Source organism: Undibacterium sp. MH2W, from assembly GCF_049340215.1.
Classification (GTDB): domain Bacteria; phylum Pseudomonadota; class Gammaproteobacteria; order Burkholderiales; family Burkholderiaceae_D; genus Undibacterium.
The window spans coordinates 219,106-237,301 of the sequence record NZ_JBMPPA010000001.1; the positions used below are offsets into that span (position 1 = coordinate 219,106).

Genomic DNA, 18,196 nt, shown 5'->3' on the forward strand with positions numbered 1-18,196 from the left:
TCAGTCATTCTTTGAGAATCGACTGACTTTTTGACGCCTGTCCAACTGGTGCGGTCGCTTTTTCAAGCGCACTCAACCAGATCAACGCATGTTCGCGTGTTTCACCGCACATCTCCGCAGACGCTTGTAAGCCCGAGCAACACGCCGGACGTTCTGGCTGACCAAAAATGGCGCAGCGCAAATCATCTAAGAGTTGTACACAGGGGACGCCCGCTAGCTTGCCATGGGGCATGCCAGGGATAGGACTGCTGATCGAGGGAGCGATACAGCACCCTGCGCAGCCTGGACGACAATTCATGGTTTCACTGCTGTTTTTCTGCATTGTTTCTTAAAGCGTGGTATTTTGATAAAACTCTTCTCGTGAGTCGAAGTACGTCAATGGCTGTGTGTTCATCGCATCCACGCGGTTATGTTTTACTGTCAGAAAGACATTAATCCTGCCATTTTGTCGTTTCAGCATGAAAAATGCGCGTTTCATCGCATTCCTGTGGCGATGGAACCAAGTCTCATTGATCATAGCAATCAATCGGCGCTTGACGCTGTTTTCATAGACGATTACATTACTGACTCAAGAGTAAGTTATTTTGAATGATCGCTTTTTTGTGCGAACTTCGGGTAATTATAGGCAATTATGCCGTTGGTCATCAGTTAATCACGTCAGAAACCATGTCATGTCCGTTTAAACCCAAATGGGAACGCCGTAAAGAGGCACGCCCGCAGGAGCTGCTCGCGGCTGCGCTCGATCTATTCGTTGAGCGCGGTTTTGCCGCGACACGTTTAGACGATGTCGCCAAGGCTGCGGGTGTTTCCAAAGGAACGCTCTACTTGTATTTTTCGAGCAAAGAGGATTTGTTCAAGGCCGTTGTCCGAGAAAGTATCATCCCGCTCATTGGTGAAGCGGAAGGAATGATCGGCGAATTTGAAGGGACGAGTGAAGAATTATTCAGAACCATGATGACCACGTGGTGGCAAAACATGGGGATGACGAAGTTGTCCGGCTTACCAAAGCTGATGATGGCCGAAGCGGGAAACTTTCCTGAATTAGCGCGCTTTTATCAGGAAGAAGTAGTGAACCGAGGCGAACGCTTAGTGGCGACGATGCTTGAGCGCGGTGTGCAGCGTGGTGAAATCCGCTCGTTTGACTTAGAAGTGGATGCGCGGTTACTGATCGCGCCGATGATGATGATGATGATGTGGAAGCATTCAGCGGGTGTTTGTATGGTTGAGGAACACAAATTAAACGACTACTTAGAGCGTTACATTGATCTCGCAATGCACGGATTAATGATAAGGAAGTAAGCGGTCTGGATAGCGCATCGTGAAGCTCGGTTGTTGATCATGGTATGGAGGTGTGGTTGAGAAACATGCCTTTAGTGATGAAAATTTGTTAATATTTAAATATTTTTCATGTTATTTAGCCAAGTTGAATACATTTAGATGCTTGGTTTACATGAAAATGCTCCAGTAATGATCAATCTAGGCATGTGCTTTGATAAAATGCGGGTTCCCTTAATTTTGCAATCGAGTGAAGAAATGACTATCGAAAAAGCCCGCTTTAACATGATAGAACAACAAATTCGTCCATGGAACGTGCTCGACAAAAATGTTCTGGACATGCTGATTGTCGTCAAGCGTGAAAATTATTTCCCTGAAGATCAAAAGACATTGGCTTTTTTTGACACTGAACTACCGCTGCCAGATGGTTCGAAAGCGATGAATCCGAAAGTGGAAGCGCGTATTCTGCAAGAGCTGAACGTGAAAAAAACAGATGCCGTGTTGTTGATCGGTGCAGCATCTGGTTACTTGGCAGCACTGTTGGCTTATGCTGGCCGCCACGTTACCGTGCTGGAATCGTCGCCTGTTCTGAAAGAATTAGCAGAAAAAAATCTGCATGCTGACGGTGTTCGTAACGTGACCGTATTGCTCGCCGACGGCTTGTCTGGTCAACATTCAGGTTCTTATGACGTGATCGTTGTTGCTGGCGCTGTCGAAACAATTCCAGAGTCACTGACCAAGCAATTAAATGCTGATGGTCGCTTGCTGGCTGTTGTTGGCCAACTGCCCATGATGCATGCTCATGTTGTTACCCGTACTGCGGGTGGTTTGACAGATCGCAGCGTTTTTGACACCGTGTTAGCACCGTTAGCGGGCGTGGTTCCTGCATCGCAATTTACGTTTTAATTGGTCAGATAACATTAGATTAGAGAACGTATGCAAAACATCACCGCAACAGAGCTGGCAGCGTGGCTTGCTGATACCGGAAAAACACCACCGGTTTTACTCGATGTAAGGGAACCATGGGAGTATGAAACTTGTCACATTGGCGGCGTGCAGTTAATGCCAATGCAGACTGTGCCGACACGTTTCAATGAGCTGGACGAAGAAGCGGTGATTGTTTGTATTTGCCATCATGGCGGTCGTAGTATGCAGGTGGCGAATTTTCTTGAACGTCAGGGGTTTACACAAGTGATAAACCTGACGGGTGGTGTGCATGCGTGGGCATTGCAAGTCGATCCTTCGATGCCGACCTATTAATCTCATTTATTTTCCCGGAGCGTCTTAATGCGTAATCCTGTACGTAATTCTGTTCTTGCGGCCCTGTTGGCAACGGCTTTTTGTTCTATCGAGGCCAATGCGGCTGATTTGCTGCAAACATACAGAGATGCACTTGCCAATGATGCGCAGTATGCGAGTGCACGTGCATCGCAAGTTGCGGGTGCCGAGAAGGCAGTGCAAGGTCGTGCAGGTTTATTACCATCTGTTTCTCTGTCAGGAAGCGATACGAAAGCGCATAACGATTTTGCCTCTGATAGTAGCGTGAGCAGCATCAAAGGCGACAACTATACGAATGTCTGGCAATTGCAATTAGTGCAGCCCGTGTTTCGTTGGGCGAACTGGCAGCAGTATGAGCAAGGAAAATTAGCAGTCGTGGCGTCCGACGCCCAATTTGCTCAATCCCAGCAAGATCTCATCGTACGGGTTGCGCAAGCCTATTTTGACGTTCTGACGGCACAAGACAATTTGATGACGCTTCAGGCGCAACAAGCAGCGATTTCCGAGCAATTGGCTTCAGCAAAACGTAATTTTGATGTGGGTACATCGACGATCACAGATACGCATGAAGCACAGGCGCGTTATGACCTCGTCATTGCGCAAGAATTTGCCGGACAAAGTGATTTGCAGGTAAAGCGCTCTGCATTGCAGCAGATTATCGGCAAAGAAGCGGGTGATCTTGCCATGCTGAGAGTCGGGATTAAATTGGATGCACCGAAGCCTGCACGGATCGAAGATTGGGTCACATCAGCTGAACAGCAAAACTTTAATGTTGTTGCTTCACAGGTTGGCGTCGAAATCGCCAAACGGACGATTGAAATTAGCCGCGCTGGTCATTATCCAACGTTGGATATCGTTGCTGGACGAGCACGGAGTTCGTCTGGTGGCCAATCCGTGTTAAGCCCATCTGGCGTGTCGACCGCGAATACCATCGGTGTTCAATGGAGTGTGCCAATTTTCTCGGGCTTTGCTGTGAACAGTAAAGTCAATGAAGCGATTGCGTTAGAGGATAAAGCACGTAATGATCTGGAATCCGCGCGCCGTTCGGCGGCATTAGCGGCGCGTCAGGCCTATGTTGGCGTAACGAGTGGATTAGCGCAGGTAAAAGCCTATGAAGCAGCGGAGATCTCTAGTCAATCTGCTCTTGATTCGAATAAATTGGGATATCAGGTGGGGATCCGCATCAACATTGACGTATTGAATACCCAACAACAGCTCTACACAACGCGTCAGACCCTCGCCAAAGCGCGCTACGACACGATTATGAGTGGTTTACGACTGAAGGCTGCCTCGGGTATTTTGAAGGAGTCTGATTTGGTAGAAGTGAATGCCTTACTTCAGCACTGAGTGATTTCTCATGGGAGCAGTCTCATCTTGCTCCCCAGCGTTTTACCCAAAAACCACGGACTTGTTGTCCGTGGTTTTTTATTGTTAGCGTATTTAGCTTAATAGGGAAATGGTCCCGATAACAATGAAATGGCCAACAACGAGCAATACTGTCAGTGGTGCCAAAGCAAACGCTACCAGCATCGGAAACCGCAATAAAAGCGGCATCGTCCCTGATATGAATGGGGATACAATCCACATGCTCATTAAATACGCCATCACGACGGTCAGGCAAAAAATAATCATCAGAAAATTACTAGGATTGTAGGGCGCGTCAATTCCGCCAAGGATGGCCCAGAGAATCCAAAACGTTGTCGCAACGATGATCATGCGTTGGCTCGATTCTAGAAAAGCGATGTTCGACATCGAAAAACTCCAGCTGAAAAGTGTTGAAAATAGACTACTCTTACTCTCAGATCAGATCAAATCAAATCTATGACGTGTCTAGAAGCCGATCGCGATTATTTGCCCTGCTGTAAATGATCAATTAATTGATGCAAGCCTGTGGTCAGTGCTTTGACAGAACCTTCCATATCCCATTGATCGTTGTCGATATCCACCACGTTTGAAATCGCTCGTAGTTCCAGAAAACGTTGCTGCTCTTGTTGGCAGACGTGGAAAAAGGCAGCGCCTTCCATGTTTTCTAAGTCGACTTCTCGACTGTCAATAAACGGCGCCATTGCCGCATTGACAGAAAGACTTTTTGCTAAAGGGAAAAGAGGCGTTGTTGGTAAGTCACCACACGTGAGTGTGTGTCGGCGCTCAAATGCCATGTCGATTGGGAGGTGAGCGAGATGGACAAAACCATTGTTGGTGAAGAAACCTAAATCTGCCTCAACTTCGCTTTCGACGAGCACAACATCATAAACACGATGACTGGAGTGGGGGAAAACACCGGCGATGCCAGCAAGGATCAGGATGTCAGGACGATCTTGAATCGCTTTGACAGTGGCGTACGCCGTTGCTGTAAGTCCGACGCCAGAGATGATCTTCGTCACGTCTGGGCGTTCAAATAAACTTGCTTCTGTGTGTGTTGGAAATAAGACGGTAATTTTCATGGAAGAGTAGTAATGTTCGATTGATAGGATGAAAGATTACCAAAAACAAAGAACGCTGACACTTCGGTATTGTAGGTGTGAATAGTGCAATTCTTATTAACTGTTCTGCAAAAAAAATGTTAAATATGATTGGTTAACTTTCACTTTTGTCGCTTATCGTTAAAACCTGTTGGACGCGCATTTTTTTTGATGTGTATGATGGATCTGTGATGAAAAATAAAAAGATAAAAGACGGCTTCATTTGAAAATAGGCGGTCTTGTAGCTTGCAAACAAACGTCGTCTGGATCGTTGTTGCAATTGACCTTCCCTGAATTGAATTACGCTGACCGTCGCGTATTTTGCTTTAATGCAATGGTGATTGGTGTTGCGGGAAAGGTGATGTAATGCATTGTTCCAGTACCTGAATTCATGAGTAGTTCTTCGAGATTTGCGCTATGCAATTTGTTACTGATCCACAGATAATATCGATAGAGAGTCCGCCAGTAATGATGACGCGGGAGGCCGATGCCTATCGCAATCGAAGGATGGCGGATGACTTTTATAGTCGGTCATTGATTGGTCCATTTTTTTACTTAATTGCCACCTTGATGACCATCGGTTTATCTGATTTTTACCAAGGTCGGTTATGGATGCTTGCCCTACCCATTGCTTTGTTTACGATGTTAGGTGGACTGCGCTATGCACATAAGCCGCCGCAAGCTGATGCTGCACCAGATGAATACCGCGTGTGGAATCGGCATCAATGGTATCTGGTTCATGCGGGTGCTATTTTATGGAGTAGTATTGTTGCGTTGACTTGCGCTATTGAATTACGAGCCAATAATGCCGTGATCATCACGATGATTACCAATGTTGCCTTCAGTACCGCTGTCAGTCACTCCTTCGCGATGCATCCCCGTCAAGCACGGTGGTGTATGGTTGCTTTTGTTCTTCCACCCACCTTGGTTTATCTTTTTTATGCAGTCGAATTGCGCTCGATTGGCGTGACTGTGTGTATTTATTTTCTCTATCTCCTCATGAATTTGCAACGGAATGCGAAAGAGTATAAGACGCAGATAGAGACAGAGATTAGTTTGATCCAAAGCAAGGCGGAAGTTGCGCAGCTCTCATTGACCGATGCGTTAACTGGTTTGCCTAACCGCCGTAGTTACGAATCGACCTGGAATAATGTATGGCGAATTTCCGCCCGTAAAACAGAGGTACTTGCGCTCATTATTATCGATCTCGACCACTTTAAAAGAATTAACGATAAATATGGTCATATTGGTGGCGATCGTTGTCTCCAACATTTTTCGACGATATTGCGTCAACATCTTCGTCGAGAAAGCGATGTAATGGCACGTATCGGGGGGGAAGAGTTTGTCATCATCTTGCCTGGAGCGACAAGCGAGTTAGCCTACACGATGGCAGAAAATCTACGGAAAGATCTCTTCCATACTCCATGTCAGATCGATTCGTTTCATGTCCCCTTAACAGCGAGTTTTGGCGTTGGTGTCGCTGACTGGAGTGTCGACCGCACGCCAAATGATACGTTTCATCGAGTGGATCTCGCTTGCTATCAGGCCAAGACCGAAGGTCGAAATAAAGTGGTGCGAGCGTAATCGACATTGCAGTGATCAGTGATCACCACCGGCGCCCTCACGTTGCCGAGCGCACGTGGTGTCATAGGTCAATGCGATGTTATGAATGGCCAGTCAGATCGATCTGGAAGTCGCCCGCATCATAGGCTTTGCAATAGGTTTTCCAGTCCTCATTGACTTGCTTTGCACATTGCTGGCTCAGTTTTAACAAGGGCTTCATCCATTGTTTTCCTTGCGCGAAAGCGATCAGTTCGTCGGCATTCGCTGAACCCTGTCGGCCTGAACTACGCAATTGCGCTGATGCAACGATCTCCCCCATAACCTGAATCACTTTTTTGACTTCAGTTAATGTGCTGACAGAACCGTCGAGCGAGACGCGGTCTTCTGACGGTTGTAGCGCCCTTAAAATAAACGGCTTTCCGCCCATCTTTACTGGTTGTAGAAACGCCATAGAGACAGCTTGCATCCGTTTCTGAACGGCCACCACACGGTGTGCTTCCGATTCCCATGCAGGCTGTGGTGTATTGAGGTAAGGGGCTAGCGACGATGGGACGGCCTCTTTCAAATCCAGCAGATAATTTTGATCGGGACTACCTTTTCCCTGTACCAAAATGATATACCGATCAACGCCGAGACTACCATTGCCAGCGATCCGACGAGCGATATCGATGGGTTTGAAAAACTTTTTATCCGATTGATGTTGTGCGAACTCTTTCAAGAAAGCCGTGACCAATTTTCGTTGGGAAGGCGTGACGGCGAGGGCTTTTTTTCCATCGATGCGTATGCGTCTCTCGTCGCCTTTAAAGATCGTGCGATGATCTAAAAAATCACAACGCTGGCGCAGCTTCACTGCAGTGAGTAAATTACGAATCAGTCCTGTCGATGTTTCTCGTTCCACCCAACGGCTCTTACCGCTCGCAAGGACTGTTTGATAACTGAATAAAAATTCTTTTGTCAGTTCTTTTGCGTCATCGCTATCGATACCGAGACTTTTTGCACCCACTAAAATGCTGGTCAAAAATCGGATCAGATCCCAACTCGTTGGTGCCAGAACGGCTTCATCGAAATCATTGAGATCGAAATAAGCCAGCCGATTGTCCCCCTTGTAGCTACCAAAATTTTCTAAGTGCATGTCGCCCATACACCACGTTAATGGCGTGGGGAGCGCATGAAGATCCGGTGCGACGCGCTCGTAAAACAGATGGCATGTTGCACGCAAAAAAATAAACGGTGAAATACGCATGTTGCGATATTTCATCGATAAACGCTCTGGTTCACGCGTTTGATTAAAGCGGTGAATGGTCGAACAGACATCTATCATACGAGACTCCTACAAATGAAAATGGGTACTGAGTGCAGCGCTTATTTCAAGTATTTCTGAAAATGATCATCCGCGAGACTCTTAAACACGTAACCATCCGCGAGTAAGCGCGTGATGATCTCATCTAAATTTTTTAGTGTATTTGGATGAATCTCGTGCATTAATACAATACCACCGTTGTGTGCATGAACAGAAGAAATGACATGTTCTAGGTAATTTTTACGGTTTTGCGCCAAGACGCCGCAACTCAGTGCTTCTTTGAGGTCGACACTTCCTTTGTGGTCAAACGCCCAGTCGCAGGAATCGACATGCCAGCCTACGATCTTTTGTCCCATCGATTTTAGTAATTGATTGGATTCGCAGCTGGCATTGCCGTACGGGTAGCGAAATAATTGATGGGTATTGAAGGTTTCGCTGATGGCGTTACTTTTTTGAATTTCGAGCGATTGTTCTTCAACAGAAATATCATGAAAATTGGGGTGACTCCACGAATGGTTCGCGATGAGGGCGTAATCCGATTCTTGGACTAACTTGACCAATTCTGGATGGGTCTGAATTTTTTCACCGATCATGAAGAAGGTCGCGGGAACACGGTGTTTTTTAAGGATCGCTAGAATATATTCTGTTTGAATAGGCTCAGGTCCATCATCAAAGGTGAGTGCTATTTCTTTAGCAGGTGGGGTAAGAGGGATATCTGATTCATACCGGCAGGACTTTTTCAGCGTTTCTTCATCGGTTGTTAAGCGTTCAGTGAGTTTCACCATCCGATGTTTTTTGATCTGCGCCGCATCCACTTTATCGTGTGATGCAGGGAGAGTCCCCGCGCTGGCAGAGGGGGAAGGCGCGGCAGCGGCACTATTTTTGTTGGTTTCTGGCGTTGTATCGCCTGCGGATGCCGGAATGGCTGTGATGAGCAAAGTCAGTAGGCTGAGGGCTCCGACGATGCTGTTACAGCGCATACGGCGTAATGTGATTTTCTGAGCGTTGTTATATCCAAGGAATGCCATGTGATCAACAGTGTTAGCAATAATAAGGCGTTCATTATCGCTAATTTTTGACGATGTCCATAGCAAACCATTGCAAAACGACCATCAATCTAGCAGCAAAGGGGGGGATGAGGCTATGCCGAAACAAACCGCTGTTGACGCATCCATTTTGTCGCTACCCATTTTTCACCTTCGATGACGGGGTTACTTGCATGAAGCGACGCATGGTCGACTTGTCCCTGTGCGTTGGCGTATTCAAAATACACAGCATTACCCGGTATCGGCGAAACCGACCATCCCGCTTCAGGAAACACGGTTTCTCCGCCGGCTTCTACGTGGTTCAGATAAGTCACCAGCGTGCTGCATCGCTGGCCACTACGGTTTAATGAAGCATGGTTGAGCGGGTTGGCGGGAGTGAGGAAATCAAAGTGAGGTTCGCTGCCAGCCCCCGTTGGATAGTAAAGAATCTGAATACCTTCACCGTGCTCGACTGGTAAATTCATGATGTCGGAAATGCGCCGATCCAAGCTTGCAATGAGGGCGTTTTCGTTCAACTGAAAGAACATGCCGTAACTCGTGCGCTTATTGCTGACAACATTTTTTCCCGTCATTGGGTCGACAATCGTCGATGGTGTGAGGCGTGGGTGTGCAATCTCAATGAGTTGGGCACATTCTTCCGCACTGAACACGTTACTCAATGATGCCAAGAAAGGGCGTTCTGCACGTGCGTTAATGTGCACCAAACGGTCTGCCGTCTGAATACGATTGCCTGAACGAAACACCGGTGTGGGATACAAGTAGTCGAGGGAGAGTTCGTCGATGACAACATGATCGACAGGCACGGCACGTCCTGTGCACCGCGCCTTGACGAAGGCCTGTGTGATCGCCTGCGCAGCCAACTCTTCCATTTGCTGTTCACGCATCACAGCAACCAGTGCTGTTGGCGCTGCACCCTGATCGAGGTGTTGACTGATCCAGGCACTTAATTCAGGCGAAAAACGGACAATCGTACTCATGTTCAATCCACGTTAGTGATTACAGGTCAACCGCAACCCAGCCATCTGGTGTTAATTTAAAGCTTTCCTGTAACTGCATCGTACCAGCACCTTTTACGATGCGATCGACCATCGGAAACACGTGTTGTACATCGATGTCTTTAGTCCACGGTGCTGCATCTGCTTTGTAGGTGTAGTTGACGACCACCATTTTTTCATTGCCGCTTGTTTTACTTACTTCCCACCCAACCACTTTATCGAGCGTCAATTTGGCGGCACATAAATCACCTTGTTGAAATTTGATATCGCCATCTGATTTGATGCTACGCATTTCTTTATGGAGATAATATTTTTTCCCCTCATCAGTCAGATCGTAGCGACGCACTTTGATATCAGCGCTGATACCATCGGCGGTTGCTCTGACCGTTGCGACGGAATAACTGACGAGTCCCATTTTTTCGAGAATAGGCATTTGAATGGCATTGCGACCACCCGCATCAATTTCTCGTTGCGTGACGTCGATTGGCCAGACATTTTTTGCCAAACACAGATCACCGCGTTTAGCGAGGTATGCTTCCATGCCGGTTGTCAGATTTTCTTTGTTTAAATCAGTTTTGCTATTGCACGCAGAGAGTGCTGCGACAGTGAAAAGAATGCAGGAAATAGTTTTCATTGTTGTTTCTAAAAAGCGGTTTAATAACGGTCCAAATCAGTCTCTCGCTACCTGCTTAGTTTGTGCAGTTGGGACTGGTTGGTGTAATGCCGGGTTGATATCCATCCGTCAAGATATTGAGGAAGCAAATCAGATCTGAAATATTTTGCGCTGTCATTGGTGGCGTTGATCCGGCTTTGCGACCATCAAGAGGCAGTTGTTTGTCGATATTGCTTTGATACGCTGCTGGAAGGTCATTAAACTTTTGCACTTGGCCGCCACTGTATTGGGTTGTGATCAAACCATAAGTAGGGAAACTGGCGCTGGCTGTTTTTAATGGCGTACCACCCACCGTTGGATACCAAATTTCAGGATTGGTATCACGCGTGTTATAGAACTGAATTGCTTGCAGTAAGGACGTAATGACCCCATTGTGGAAGAAGACATTCCGTGTCGCGACGTTACGTAAAGTCGGCGTTTTAAACATGCCGCAAAATGCGTCAGGTGCATTGGCTGATGCGGGTAAGTGGTCTGTCCGGAATGGACCACAGATCCCCTGATCCATGTACTTCGGGTCTTGGTTTGCTGCAATGGCATTATTGCGTGGCACACCAATCGCTTCGTAAGAAAAATCTGTAAATAAGCCCGATGTACCACCAAAACCAGCTCCCTGATAATGGCACGATGCGCAATTTCCGGTGTTCGGGTCGGCAAATATCGTCAAGCCGCGCTCTTCTGCTGGTGTGAGGGTGCCCCCGATTTTGTTGGAGATGTGTAAATCAAATTTGCTGGTGTAGGGATGGAAGCTGGGATCTTCCATTTGAAATGCTTGTAGAGCCGCAGTGGCGTTGGTAAATGCAGCATTACTATCAGCGAAGGCATTCGCTCCAAATGCTTGAATGAATAGTGGTGCGTAACTCGCTGCTTTAATTTTTGAGACCACGTCAGCAGCGCTGGTATTGGCCATTTCGATAGGGCTCAGCAGTGGAATTGCTGCTTGTTGTGCCAGCGTATCGACTCGACCGTCGGCGGTAAAGCCACCACCCGGACCCGGAGCACTCACGCCATCCGGATTGTCGAGCAAATCTGCATAGGCAGGCGTGACGTTCTTGTAACGCAGTGAGGGTACCGCGCGTGTCCCTGGCAAATTAAGACCGGGACCGCCTAATTGCACCGCCAGATTGTTCGATGGCGCATAAGCGGAATTGGGATCGTGGCATGTCGCACAGGACATTTTTCCAGATCCAGATAAATTCTGATCGAAGAACAACTTTTGTCCCACTTGGGCAGCCAGACTGAGCGTTGTCGCAGGCGTCGATGTCCCTGTTGTTGGGCCAGGCTGAGATGGGCCTGTTGTCGTTGATGTCGTTGTTGACGAACTTGAGCTGCTATTCGGACCACCGCAAGCAGCCAATGTCAGTGCGAGAAGACTGACGGCAAAACGTATATTCAGATGCATATATTGACCAATTTTCTAAGCAAACCTAAACAACCTCTGAAACAAGGGCGGGGTGGTTCCTAAGGAACGCCCCCGCCAGGTCATTGCTACCTTATTTTGCTACTTACTTGACTGCCCAAACGTTAGTCTGTGTCGCATCAGCACCCACTTGTGCAGGTGTTGTCACGTCAGCAGATTGTTTCTGGACATAAGTCTTCGGAATCACAAAGGCGTGATTGATAGGACGTACAGAGTCAAAGTGCGTATCAGCGCTGCCAGCATATTCCGGCAAGTTCAGGATGTTTGCAGAGATGAATTTTTCTGTGTACTTAGAACGATTCATGTAGCTCGAATCAACGGCAGGATCCGCCAATTGGAACATATCTTGCAGCGTACGAACGAATGAGAAGTGGCTGTAAGAATCGCTATCTGACACGCCTTTTGGACCACTTGTGTTTGTCAGAATACCGAAGATACTTTGACCGTGACCACGGTTGCCGTTGGCGTAGTTGTTGACGCTACTATCTGGAGACCAGCTGCCATCCGCATTTTGTTTCAACGGCTTCGCAACAGTGCTATTAGCGACGTTCCAACCACAGCAAGAGTTCAAGCCGCTTCTTGCGTTACCTTCGTCAAACATCAACACGATAGCAACACGTTTTTGCGGATTTTTCCAGAGCGGTGACGCCTGAATTTTTTGAACAATTTTGTCAACGTAGTTGTCACCGCGAGTGATAATCGCGCCACCTGTGGCGACTGCGACGTTATTGGCAACGCTGGAACAGTCACTTGCCGTTGTCACGACACCATTGACAGTACCAGTAATGGTGATGCCATGCATATCGTCGCATTGGTCTGGCATCAAGAAGTTGATGTTGCCGACAGTGCCTGCGGCCAGATCAGTGCTAAATTGGTCGTAGTCATAGCCTGATGGAATCGTGTAAGCAGTACTCTTAGACAGTGCTGCATCCCACTGACCGCCACCCAGTGTACGGTTGCTGAATTTCCACTCAGGAGCGCTACGAACGTTTTGGTAAGCCATACCAGGGTGATGCTTCGTTTTGTACAGGCTTGCTGGCAATGTCAAATTCAATTGTGCATTACCGATGGTAGTGGTGTTGCCACCTGCAGTACCCGGCGCGTAGACATTGTCCTTTGCAACAACGGCCGCATCAGCGACGCTGTCAGTACGGAAGTCTTGACCTGGGTTCATGGACTCCGAGTAGGTTCTCCATGTCAAACCTGCACTTGTTAATGCATTGAACAAGTTTGGTTTGCCCACGATATTGTGGTTGACTGCCGCTGCTTGTGTGCACGTTGCTGCAAATGGTGAGCTGGCGAGACCAGGTTGTGTTTTGTCTGGAACAGGCAAATCTTGTACTGCATTTGCACCTGTTGCATCACAGTTCCATTGGCTGTCGTCAGTAATACCGAAATCATCAGCACCGCCCAATGCAGTGTAGTTTGGCTCACTTGGATAGCCTGTCGCGTAGTAGCTAGTCAGCTGATTACCCGCTTTCAGATAGCCGTTGATTTTCGGTGCAAATGGCGAATTCAGAATAGACGATGTCGCTTTGTTTTCCAGCATAACGATAAAAATATGATCGTAACGTGGGATACCTTCGACGTTGAATGCTGCTTGTTGCGCTTGTAAGAAAGTGATCGGTGTACGTGTATCTGCCGTTGTTGCTGTTAAGGCAGTGACGTTTGTCAAACCTGTCAAACGTGGGTCGCCACCTGGAACTGCCAGTGCATCTGGGTACAGATCACCACGATCCAGCTTGGTGATCGCGTATGCAAAGCGGTTGCTCAGTGCATTGGCTTCGGTCAGCATCGCAGCTTGCGTTGTACCTGTTGCTGTATTGACGTCGGTCAGTAGTGTTGCGACAGGAACGCCAATACGTGTTGCCAGATTTTGTTTTTCTGTGGCGTAGGTACTGCTATTTGCTTCCGTCAAACGCGCAACTTCGGAAGACAATGGGCTCAGAACGATCGTACCGCCAACTTGTTCATTGACTTGATCAATCGTCGCGCGGAAGACGTTACGCGTTGTTACTTTCTGACCTGTCGCGGTATTTGTAGCTGAGGTACCAATGTCAGCGATCAAAGGTGCCGTTGCGCTAATCGCGATCGCAAATTTGCCATTGCTATCGGTGGTAACTGGGTTTTCACTTGGATCACATTTACCATTGTTATTGGCATCGACGCACACCATCGCGCCTTGATAATAACCTGCTTTGATCGTTGGGTTTGTTGCTGATCCTGGTACAAAACCACTGGCGGAGACGACACCATTAAGCGTGATATTGTTTGGAGAGGAGCTGCCAGAACAAGCAGATAAAATCGTTGCAGCCGCAGCGATCGCACTCAATGAAAAGTGCATCGATGCGTTTTTCGAAATCGACATGGGGAATCCTGTAGAGATAGTGGGTTCTTCGTTGAGGAAAAAAGTGAAGTTGCAGCACGTGTTTTTCCGCGCTAAAAATCACAGTCCGCAAGCATGTCAGAAAAGTAATGTCAAAATATGAATTTTTAATGACATTTTAAGTTTCGACGCCACTCTCAATTGTCTCCATGCACCAATCATGTGCATGCGCGCTGGTTCGGTGTCAGCGCATTGTCATCCTAGTCTGATAACGATGACCGCGTGATCAAGGACGGGAGGTAAACATGCCGCTCACGAGCTGATTGCTTCCCATGTGTTCCATTAAAAATTCAATGAAGCTTCGCGCTTTGGTGGTGAGGTAGCGGCGACTTGGGTAAGCAACAACGAGCTCTAGACCGGGTGCTTCGTACTCTTCTAAAACGCGAGTGAGGCGTCCGCTGCTTAATAAGTGCCGTGCCAGCACCGAGGTGAATCGTGTCACGCCAAGGTCTGTGAGCGCACATTGATAGGTCATCGCCGCTGTGTTACAGATAATGCTCGGCTTGATGGGCACGAGATGTGCAACCCCCTGCGTATCAAGCAATTCCCAGCAGTCATTGGCACCGGTGTAAGTCGAGAGAGCGATGCATTGATGATGAATCAAATCACCAATGTCATTGAGTGGTGGTGCTTGTAATAGATACGTTGGTGTCGCGCAAAGAATCATCTTATTGGATGCGAGACTACGTGTCACAGTATCGACATTGAGTACGCTTGGGGCAAAGGTGATCGCCAGATCCAAGCCCCGCGCAACCAGATCAACGGGTTCATCAAGGACCATGACGTCAAAGATAATGTCGGGGTACATTTCTTGATACCGGTGCATAATCGCCGGCATAAAATGCAAGCCAAAATTGGTGGTGACAGCTAATTTGATTGGACCAGAATGCGCTTTGTTTGCTGAACTGACCAAGGCTTCAGTGCGTTCAATATCCTCTAAAATCTGCCGAGTGCGCTCAAGGTAAATTTCTCCTCTCTCGGTTAGCGATAAACTACGGGTCGTCCGCAGTAAGAGCTGTGATCCCAGCTCTGTTTCAAGTGCCGCAATATGGCGAGTGACGACGGAAGCCGCCATGTCCAGATGCTCCGCCGCCCGCGCGAAGCTGCCGAATTTAACAACTTCGTTAAATACCCGCATGGCAATGAGTTTATCCATAGTCACAAGCCCTTTTGTCTGTTTGAGGGGTATTGTGCCATTGTTCATTATTTTTTTCCTAGAGGACTATTTTGCGGCGGTTTGCCAGCCGCCACCGAGGGCTAAAAATAAACTAATCTGATCGTTGGCGAGCATCGCGTCAGAGGCTGCGAGCGCATTATCTGCGCTGATCACAGCGCGTTTGGCATCGAGCATGGCAAAAAAGTCGATGCGCCCGAATCGAAATAAACGCTCCGCCTGCGAGGCAGAGAGTTTGTTTTGATCTCGCATCAAGCTTAATTGCTGGTGTTTGTCCAGCTCACGGGCATAGACGGTGAGCGCACTGTCGGCCTCTTTCAGTGCGCCAAGTACCGTCGCGTCAAACCGTGCTAAAGCCGCTTCACTGCCTGCTGTGGCATAGGCAATTTTGATGTGGGCGTTGCTGGTGGCGGGAAACGACCACGATACCAAAGGACCCACTTCCCAACGGAACGCGCCTGCATCACCAAATCCTGGCAACAAGCCGGTACTGCCGACAGAAGCGCCAAATTGGATTTGTGGATACAAGTCCGCGGTGGCAACACCGATTTTTGCCGTGGCACTGGCGAGCGAACGTTCTGCTCTACGGATATCAGGGCGACGTTGCATTAATTGTTGTCCATTGCCTACGGGAATAACACTGGTCACGCGGGGCACCTGATCACACCTTAGCTCTTCTGTTGTCGCGGACCCCGGTGCTTCTCCGAGCAGCGCGGCAAGACGGTATCTGGCGACTTGTTGCTGTGCTTTGAGGGCGGGTAAAAGCGACCGAATCTGCGCTAGCTGTGCTTGCGCATGGCTCATGTCTAAGGCAGTACCACGACCAATACGAATTCGGTCAGACAGCGACTGGGTATAGCGTTCTTGAAGCGCGAGCGCTGCTTGTTGTACGTTCATTTGCTGACCAGCGGCGCATAAGTCAGTATAAGCACGTGCTGTATCTGCTGCTACCGTAATCTTAACGGCATCATACGTAGCAGCGACCGCCTCGTCGTCTGCCTTGGCGGCTTCAATGGCTCGGGCGATCTTGCCAAAAAGATCAACCTGATACGACATTTTCAGGCCCATATCGTAATTGCCTGAATCAGGTAAGGTGATCGGCAATCCCATCTCTACTGCGGAGGGCCGCCCGTAACCCGGAGCGACGCTCGCCCCCATCTTCGGTTTCTTTTCATGTTCATTTTCAGCGACGACCGCACGCGAAGCGCGCAGGTTCGCTGCAGCTACGCGTAAGTCGGCATTGGCAGTGAATGCTTTTTCTATCAGCGTATCGAGCACAGGATCCTGATAGAGACGCCACCAATCGGCGGGTAGGTCTTGTTGACTGAATGCTTTTTCCTGCGACGCCACCAGTGGTTGTTGTACCTCATCATGGTTGATCATCGCTTCTTTGGGGACATGATAATCTGGCCCCACAGTGGTACACGCACTGATACTGAGGCTCACGATGATTCCCGCGATCAACGAGAGAGGAGTGCGACCCTGGGTTTGATGGGTGTTCATCGGGCACCTCCATGCTGGTCGTTGGGATGAATCGCGGTGTCGATCGAGACAGTGGCGGTTTCGCCTGCGATCAATCGCGTCTCTTTTGGCAACGGTGCGAGATGAATACGCACTGGAATACGTTGTGCGAGACGTACCCAGTTAAATGTCGGATTGACGTTGGGTAGTAAGTTAGCGCCAGTGCTACGATCGCGATCAACAATCCCCGCTGCAAGACTATCGACCGTGCCAGTGAGTGCCTGTTGTGACCCCATCAGCGTGATCGATGCTTTATCGTTCACATGGATGAATGGTAGCTTTGTTTCTTCAAAGTAGGCTTCAACATAAAATGAATTATTTTCTACCAAGGCCATCACGGGACGACTTGCTGTGACATAAGCGCCGACGCGCAGATCAAGATTCGTGATACTGCCATCAACGGCGGCATAAACACGCGTTCTCTCCAGATTGAGTTTTGCAAGGTCGACCGCAATTTGGGCTTGTTCCACAGCGGCTTTCGCTTGATCAAGACGTGTTTGGCCTTGTTCTTTGGATTCTTGCGCGACTAATTCACGTAACTCCGCATTGCGGCGAGCTTCTTTCGTTGCTTGATCAAGGTTGATTCGCGCTATTTTGACTTGCGCTTCTGCCTGACGTAAGGCAATTTCATAGCGTGCACGATCAATTTCAAAGAGTAACTGTCCTTTGATGACTTGTTGATTGTCATGAACCGCTAACTGAGTGACTTCGCCACTCAGATCAGGCGCAATCTGAACAATATTCGCCTTGATGCGTGCATCGCGCGTCCATGGGGCAACCTCGTAATGTAGCCATAACCATTTTCCACACAGCAGTGCCAATGCCACGATGGCAATCGTGATTGCCACTCGAACGACGTTGACCAGTATTTTTTTGATTGTCATATTAGGTCCAATTAAAAGCAAAATGCGTCAATGCCGACGTGCAAGCAGTCAACACAACAATAAACAAAGAAAAATCGAACAGTGCTGGGTGCCAGACCCAGCGATAGAGACCCAAACGGGCAAGAAGAAAGACCACCAGTTTGGTCAGAAAAAAAGCAGCAATCGCCAACAGTAAGAGCGTTGGGAAATACATGCCATCCAGATTGATTTCGGCGATCATGA

18 protein-coding genes are annotated in these 18,196 nt (G+C 48.3%); 5 read left to right on the forward strand and 13 right to left on the reverse strand.

The genetic code is table 11. From position 1 onward, the window contains the following. Positions 1-4: 4 nt before the first annotated feature. The gene (locus ACO0K2_RS00990; protein ID WP_423014821.1) at positions 5-298 is read right to left on the reverse strand and encodes a YkgJ family cysteine cluster protein; all 294 of its coding nucleotides are present in this window, start codon (positions 296-298) and stop codon (positions 5-7) included. 368 nt (positions 299-666) lie between these two features. Here ACO0K2_RS00990 and ACO0K2_RS00995 point away from each other — a divergent pair, with 368 nt between their 5' ends. From ACO0K2_RS00995 to ACO0K2_RS01010, 4 genes are all read left to right on the forward strand, one after another. Beyond that, positions 667-1,299, forward strand: a complete 633-nt coding sequence (locus tag ACO0K2_RS00995) for a TetR/AcrR family transcriptional regulator (protein WP_423014823.1) — start codon at positions 667-669, stop codon at positions 1,297-1,299. Between the two features lie 234 nt (positions 1,300-1,533). Then, positions 1,534-2,181, forward strand: a complete 648-nt coding sequence (locus ACO0K2_RS01000) for a protein-L-isoaspartate O-methyltransferase family protein (RefSeq protein ID WP_423014825.1) — start codon at positions 1,534-1,536, stop codon at positions 2,179-2,181. Between the two features lie 30 nt (positions 2,182-2,211). Then, a complete protein-coding gene (locus tag ACO0K2_RS01005) occupies positions 2,212-2,535 on the forward strand; it encodes a rhodanese-like domain-containing protein (protein WP_423014827.1) in 324 nt (107 codons plus the stop codon). Positions 2,536-2,562: 27 nt separating this feature from the next. Further along, positions 2,563-3,900, forward strand: coding sequence for a TolC family outer membrane protein (locus ACO0K2_RS01010; RefSeq protein WP_423014829.1), 1,338 nt, complete (start codon positions 2,563-2,565; stop codon positions 3,898-3,900). Between the two features lie 93 nt (positions 3,901-3,993). Here ACO0K2_RS01010 and ACO0K2_RS01015 read toward each other — a convergent pair whose 3' ends face one another. Both ACO0K2_RS01015 and ACO0K2_RS01020 read right to left on the reverse strand, forming a co-directional pair. After that, positions 3,994-4,305: a hypothetical protein gene (locus tag ACO0K2_RS01015; protein WP_423014831.1), complete on the reverse strand. Its 312-nt coding sequence runs from the start codon at positions 4,303-4,305 to the stop codon at positions 3,994-3,996. Between the two features lie 95 nt (positions 4,306-4,400). Beyond that, a complete protein-coding gene (locus tag ACO0K2_RS01020) occupies positions 4,401-4,997 on the reverse strand; it encodes a hypothetical protein (RefSeq protein WP_423014833.1) in 597 nt (198 codons plus the stop codon). Positions 4,998-5,432: 435 nt separating this feature from the next. Here ACO0K2_RS01020 and ACO0K2_RS01025 point away from each other — a divergent pair, with 435 nt between their 5' ends. Next, the gene (locus ACO0K2_RS01025) at positions 5,433-6,599 is read left to right on the forward strand and encodes a diguanylate cyclase (protein WP_423014835.1); all 1,167 of its coding nucleotides are present in this window, start codon (positions 5,433-5,435) and stop codon (positions 6,597-6,599) included. A gap of 79 nt (positions 6,600-6,678) precedes the next feature. On the opposite strand, the gene ACO0K2_RS01030 is transcribed toward ACO0K2_RS01025, so the two are convergent. The 10 genes from ACO0K2_RS01030 to ACO0K2_RS01075 form a co-directional block, all read right to left on the reverse strand. Beyond that, positions 6,679-7,899 (reverse strand): DUF2252 domain-containing protein, encoded by a 1,221-nt coding sequence (locus ACO0K2_RS01030; protein ID WP_423014837.1) that lies wholly within the window; start codon positions 7,897-7,899, stop codon positions 6,679-6,681. Positions 7,900-7,940: 41 nt separating this feature from the next. Further along, entirely contained in the window at positions 7,941-8,906 is a 966-nt protein-coding gene (locus ACO0K2_RS01035) for a polysaccharide deacetylase family protein (protein WP_423014839.1), read from the reverse strand. A gap of 113 nt (positions 8,907-9,019) precedes the next feature. After that, entirely contained in the window at positions 9,020-9,901 is an 882-nt protein-coding gene (locus ACO0K2_RS01040) for a 2OG-Fe(II) oxygenase (RefSeq protein ID WP_423014841.1), read from the reverse strand. A gap of 19 nt (positions 9,902-9,920) precedes the next feature. After that, the gene (locus ACO0K2_RS01045) at positions 9,921-10,553 is read right to left on the reverse strand and encodes a hypothetical protein (RefSeq protein ID WP_423014843.1); all 633 of its coding nucleotides are present in this window, start codon (positions 10,551-10,553) and stop codon (positions 9,921-9,923) included. 55 nt (positions 10,554-10,608) lie between these two features. Beyond that, positions 10,609-11,991 (reverse strand): cytochrome-c peroxidase, encoded by a 1,383-nt coding sequence (locus tag ACO0K2_RS01050; RefSeq protein WP_423014845.1) that lies wholly within the window; start codon positions 11,989-11,991, stop codon positions 10,609-10,611. 103 nt (positions 11,992-12,094) lie between these two features. Next, positions 12,095-14,377: a phosphoesterase gene (locus ACO0K2_RS01055; protein ID WP_423014847.1), complete on the reverse strand. Its 2,283-nt coding sequence runs from the start codon at positions 14,375-14,377 to the stop codon at positions 12,095-12,097. Positions 14,378-14,621: 244 nt separating this feature from the next. Next, on the reverse strand, positions 14,622-15,599 hold the full coding sequence (locus tag ACO0K2_RS01060; protein ID WP_423014849.1) for a LysR family transcriptional regulator: 978 nt from the start codon (positions 15,597-15,599) through the stop codon (positions 14,622-14,624). Positions 15,600-15,617: 18 nt separating this feature from the next. Beyond that, positions 15,618-17,072: an efflux transporter outer membrane subunit gene (locus tag ACO0K2_RS01065; RefSeq protein WP_423014851.1), complete on the reverse strand. Its 1,455-nt coding sequence runs from the start codon at positions 17,070-17,072 to the stop codon at positions 15,618-15,620. Then, positions 17,069-17,974: an efflux RND transporter periplasmic adaptor subunit gene (locus ACO0K2_RS01070; protein ID WP_423014853.1), complete on the reverse strand. Its 906-nt coding sequence runs from the start codon at positions 17,972-17,974 to the stop codon at positions 17,069-17,071. Before ACO0K2_RS01070 ends, ACO0K2_RS01065 begins: the two co-directional genes overlap by 4 nt. Position 17,975: 1 nt before the next feature. Next, positions 17,976-18,194 (reverse strand): DUF1656 domain-containing protein, encoded by a 219-nt coding sequence (locus ACO0K2_RS01075; protein ID WP_423014855.1) that lies wholly within the window; start codon positions 18,192-18,194, stop codon positions 17,976-17,978. Between the last annotated feature and the right edge of the window lie 2 nt (positions 18,195-18,196).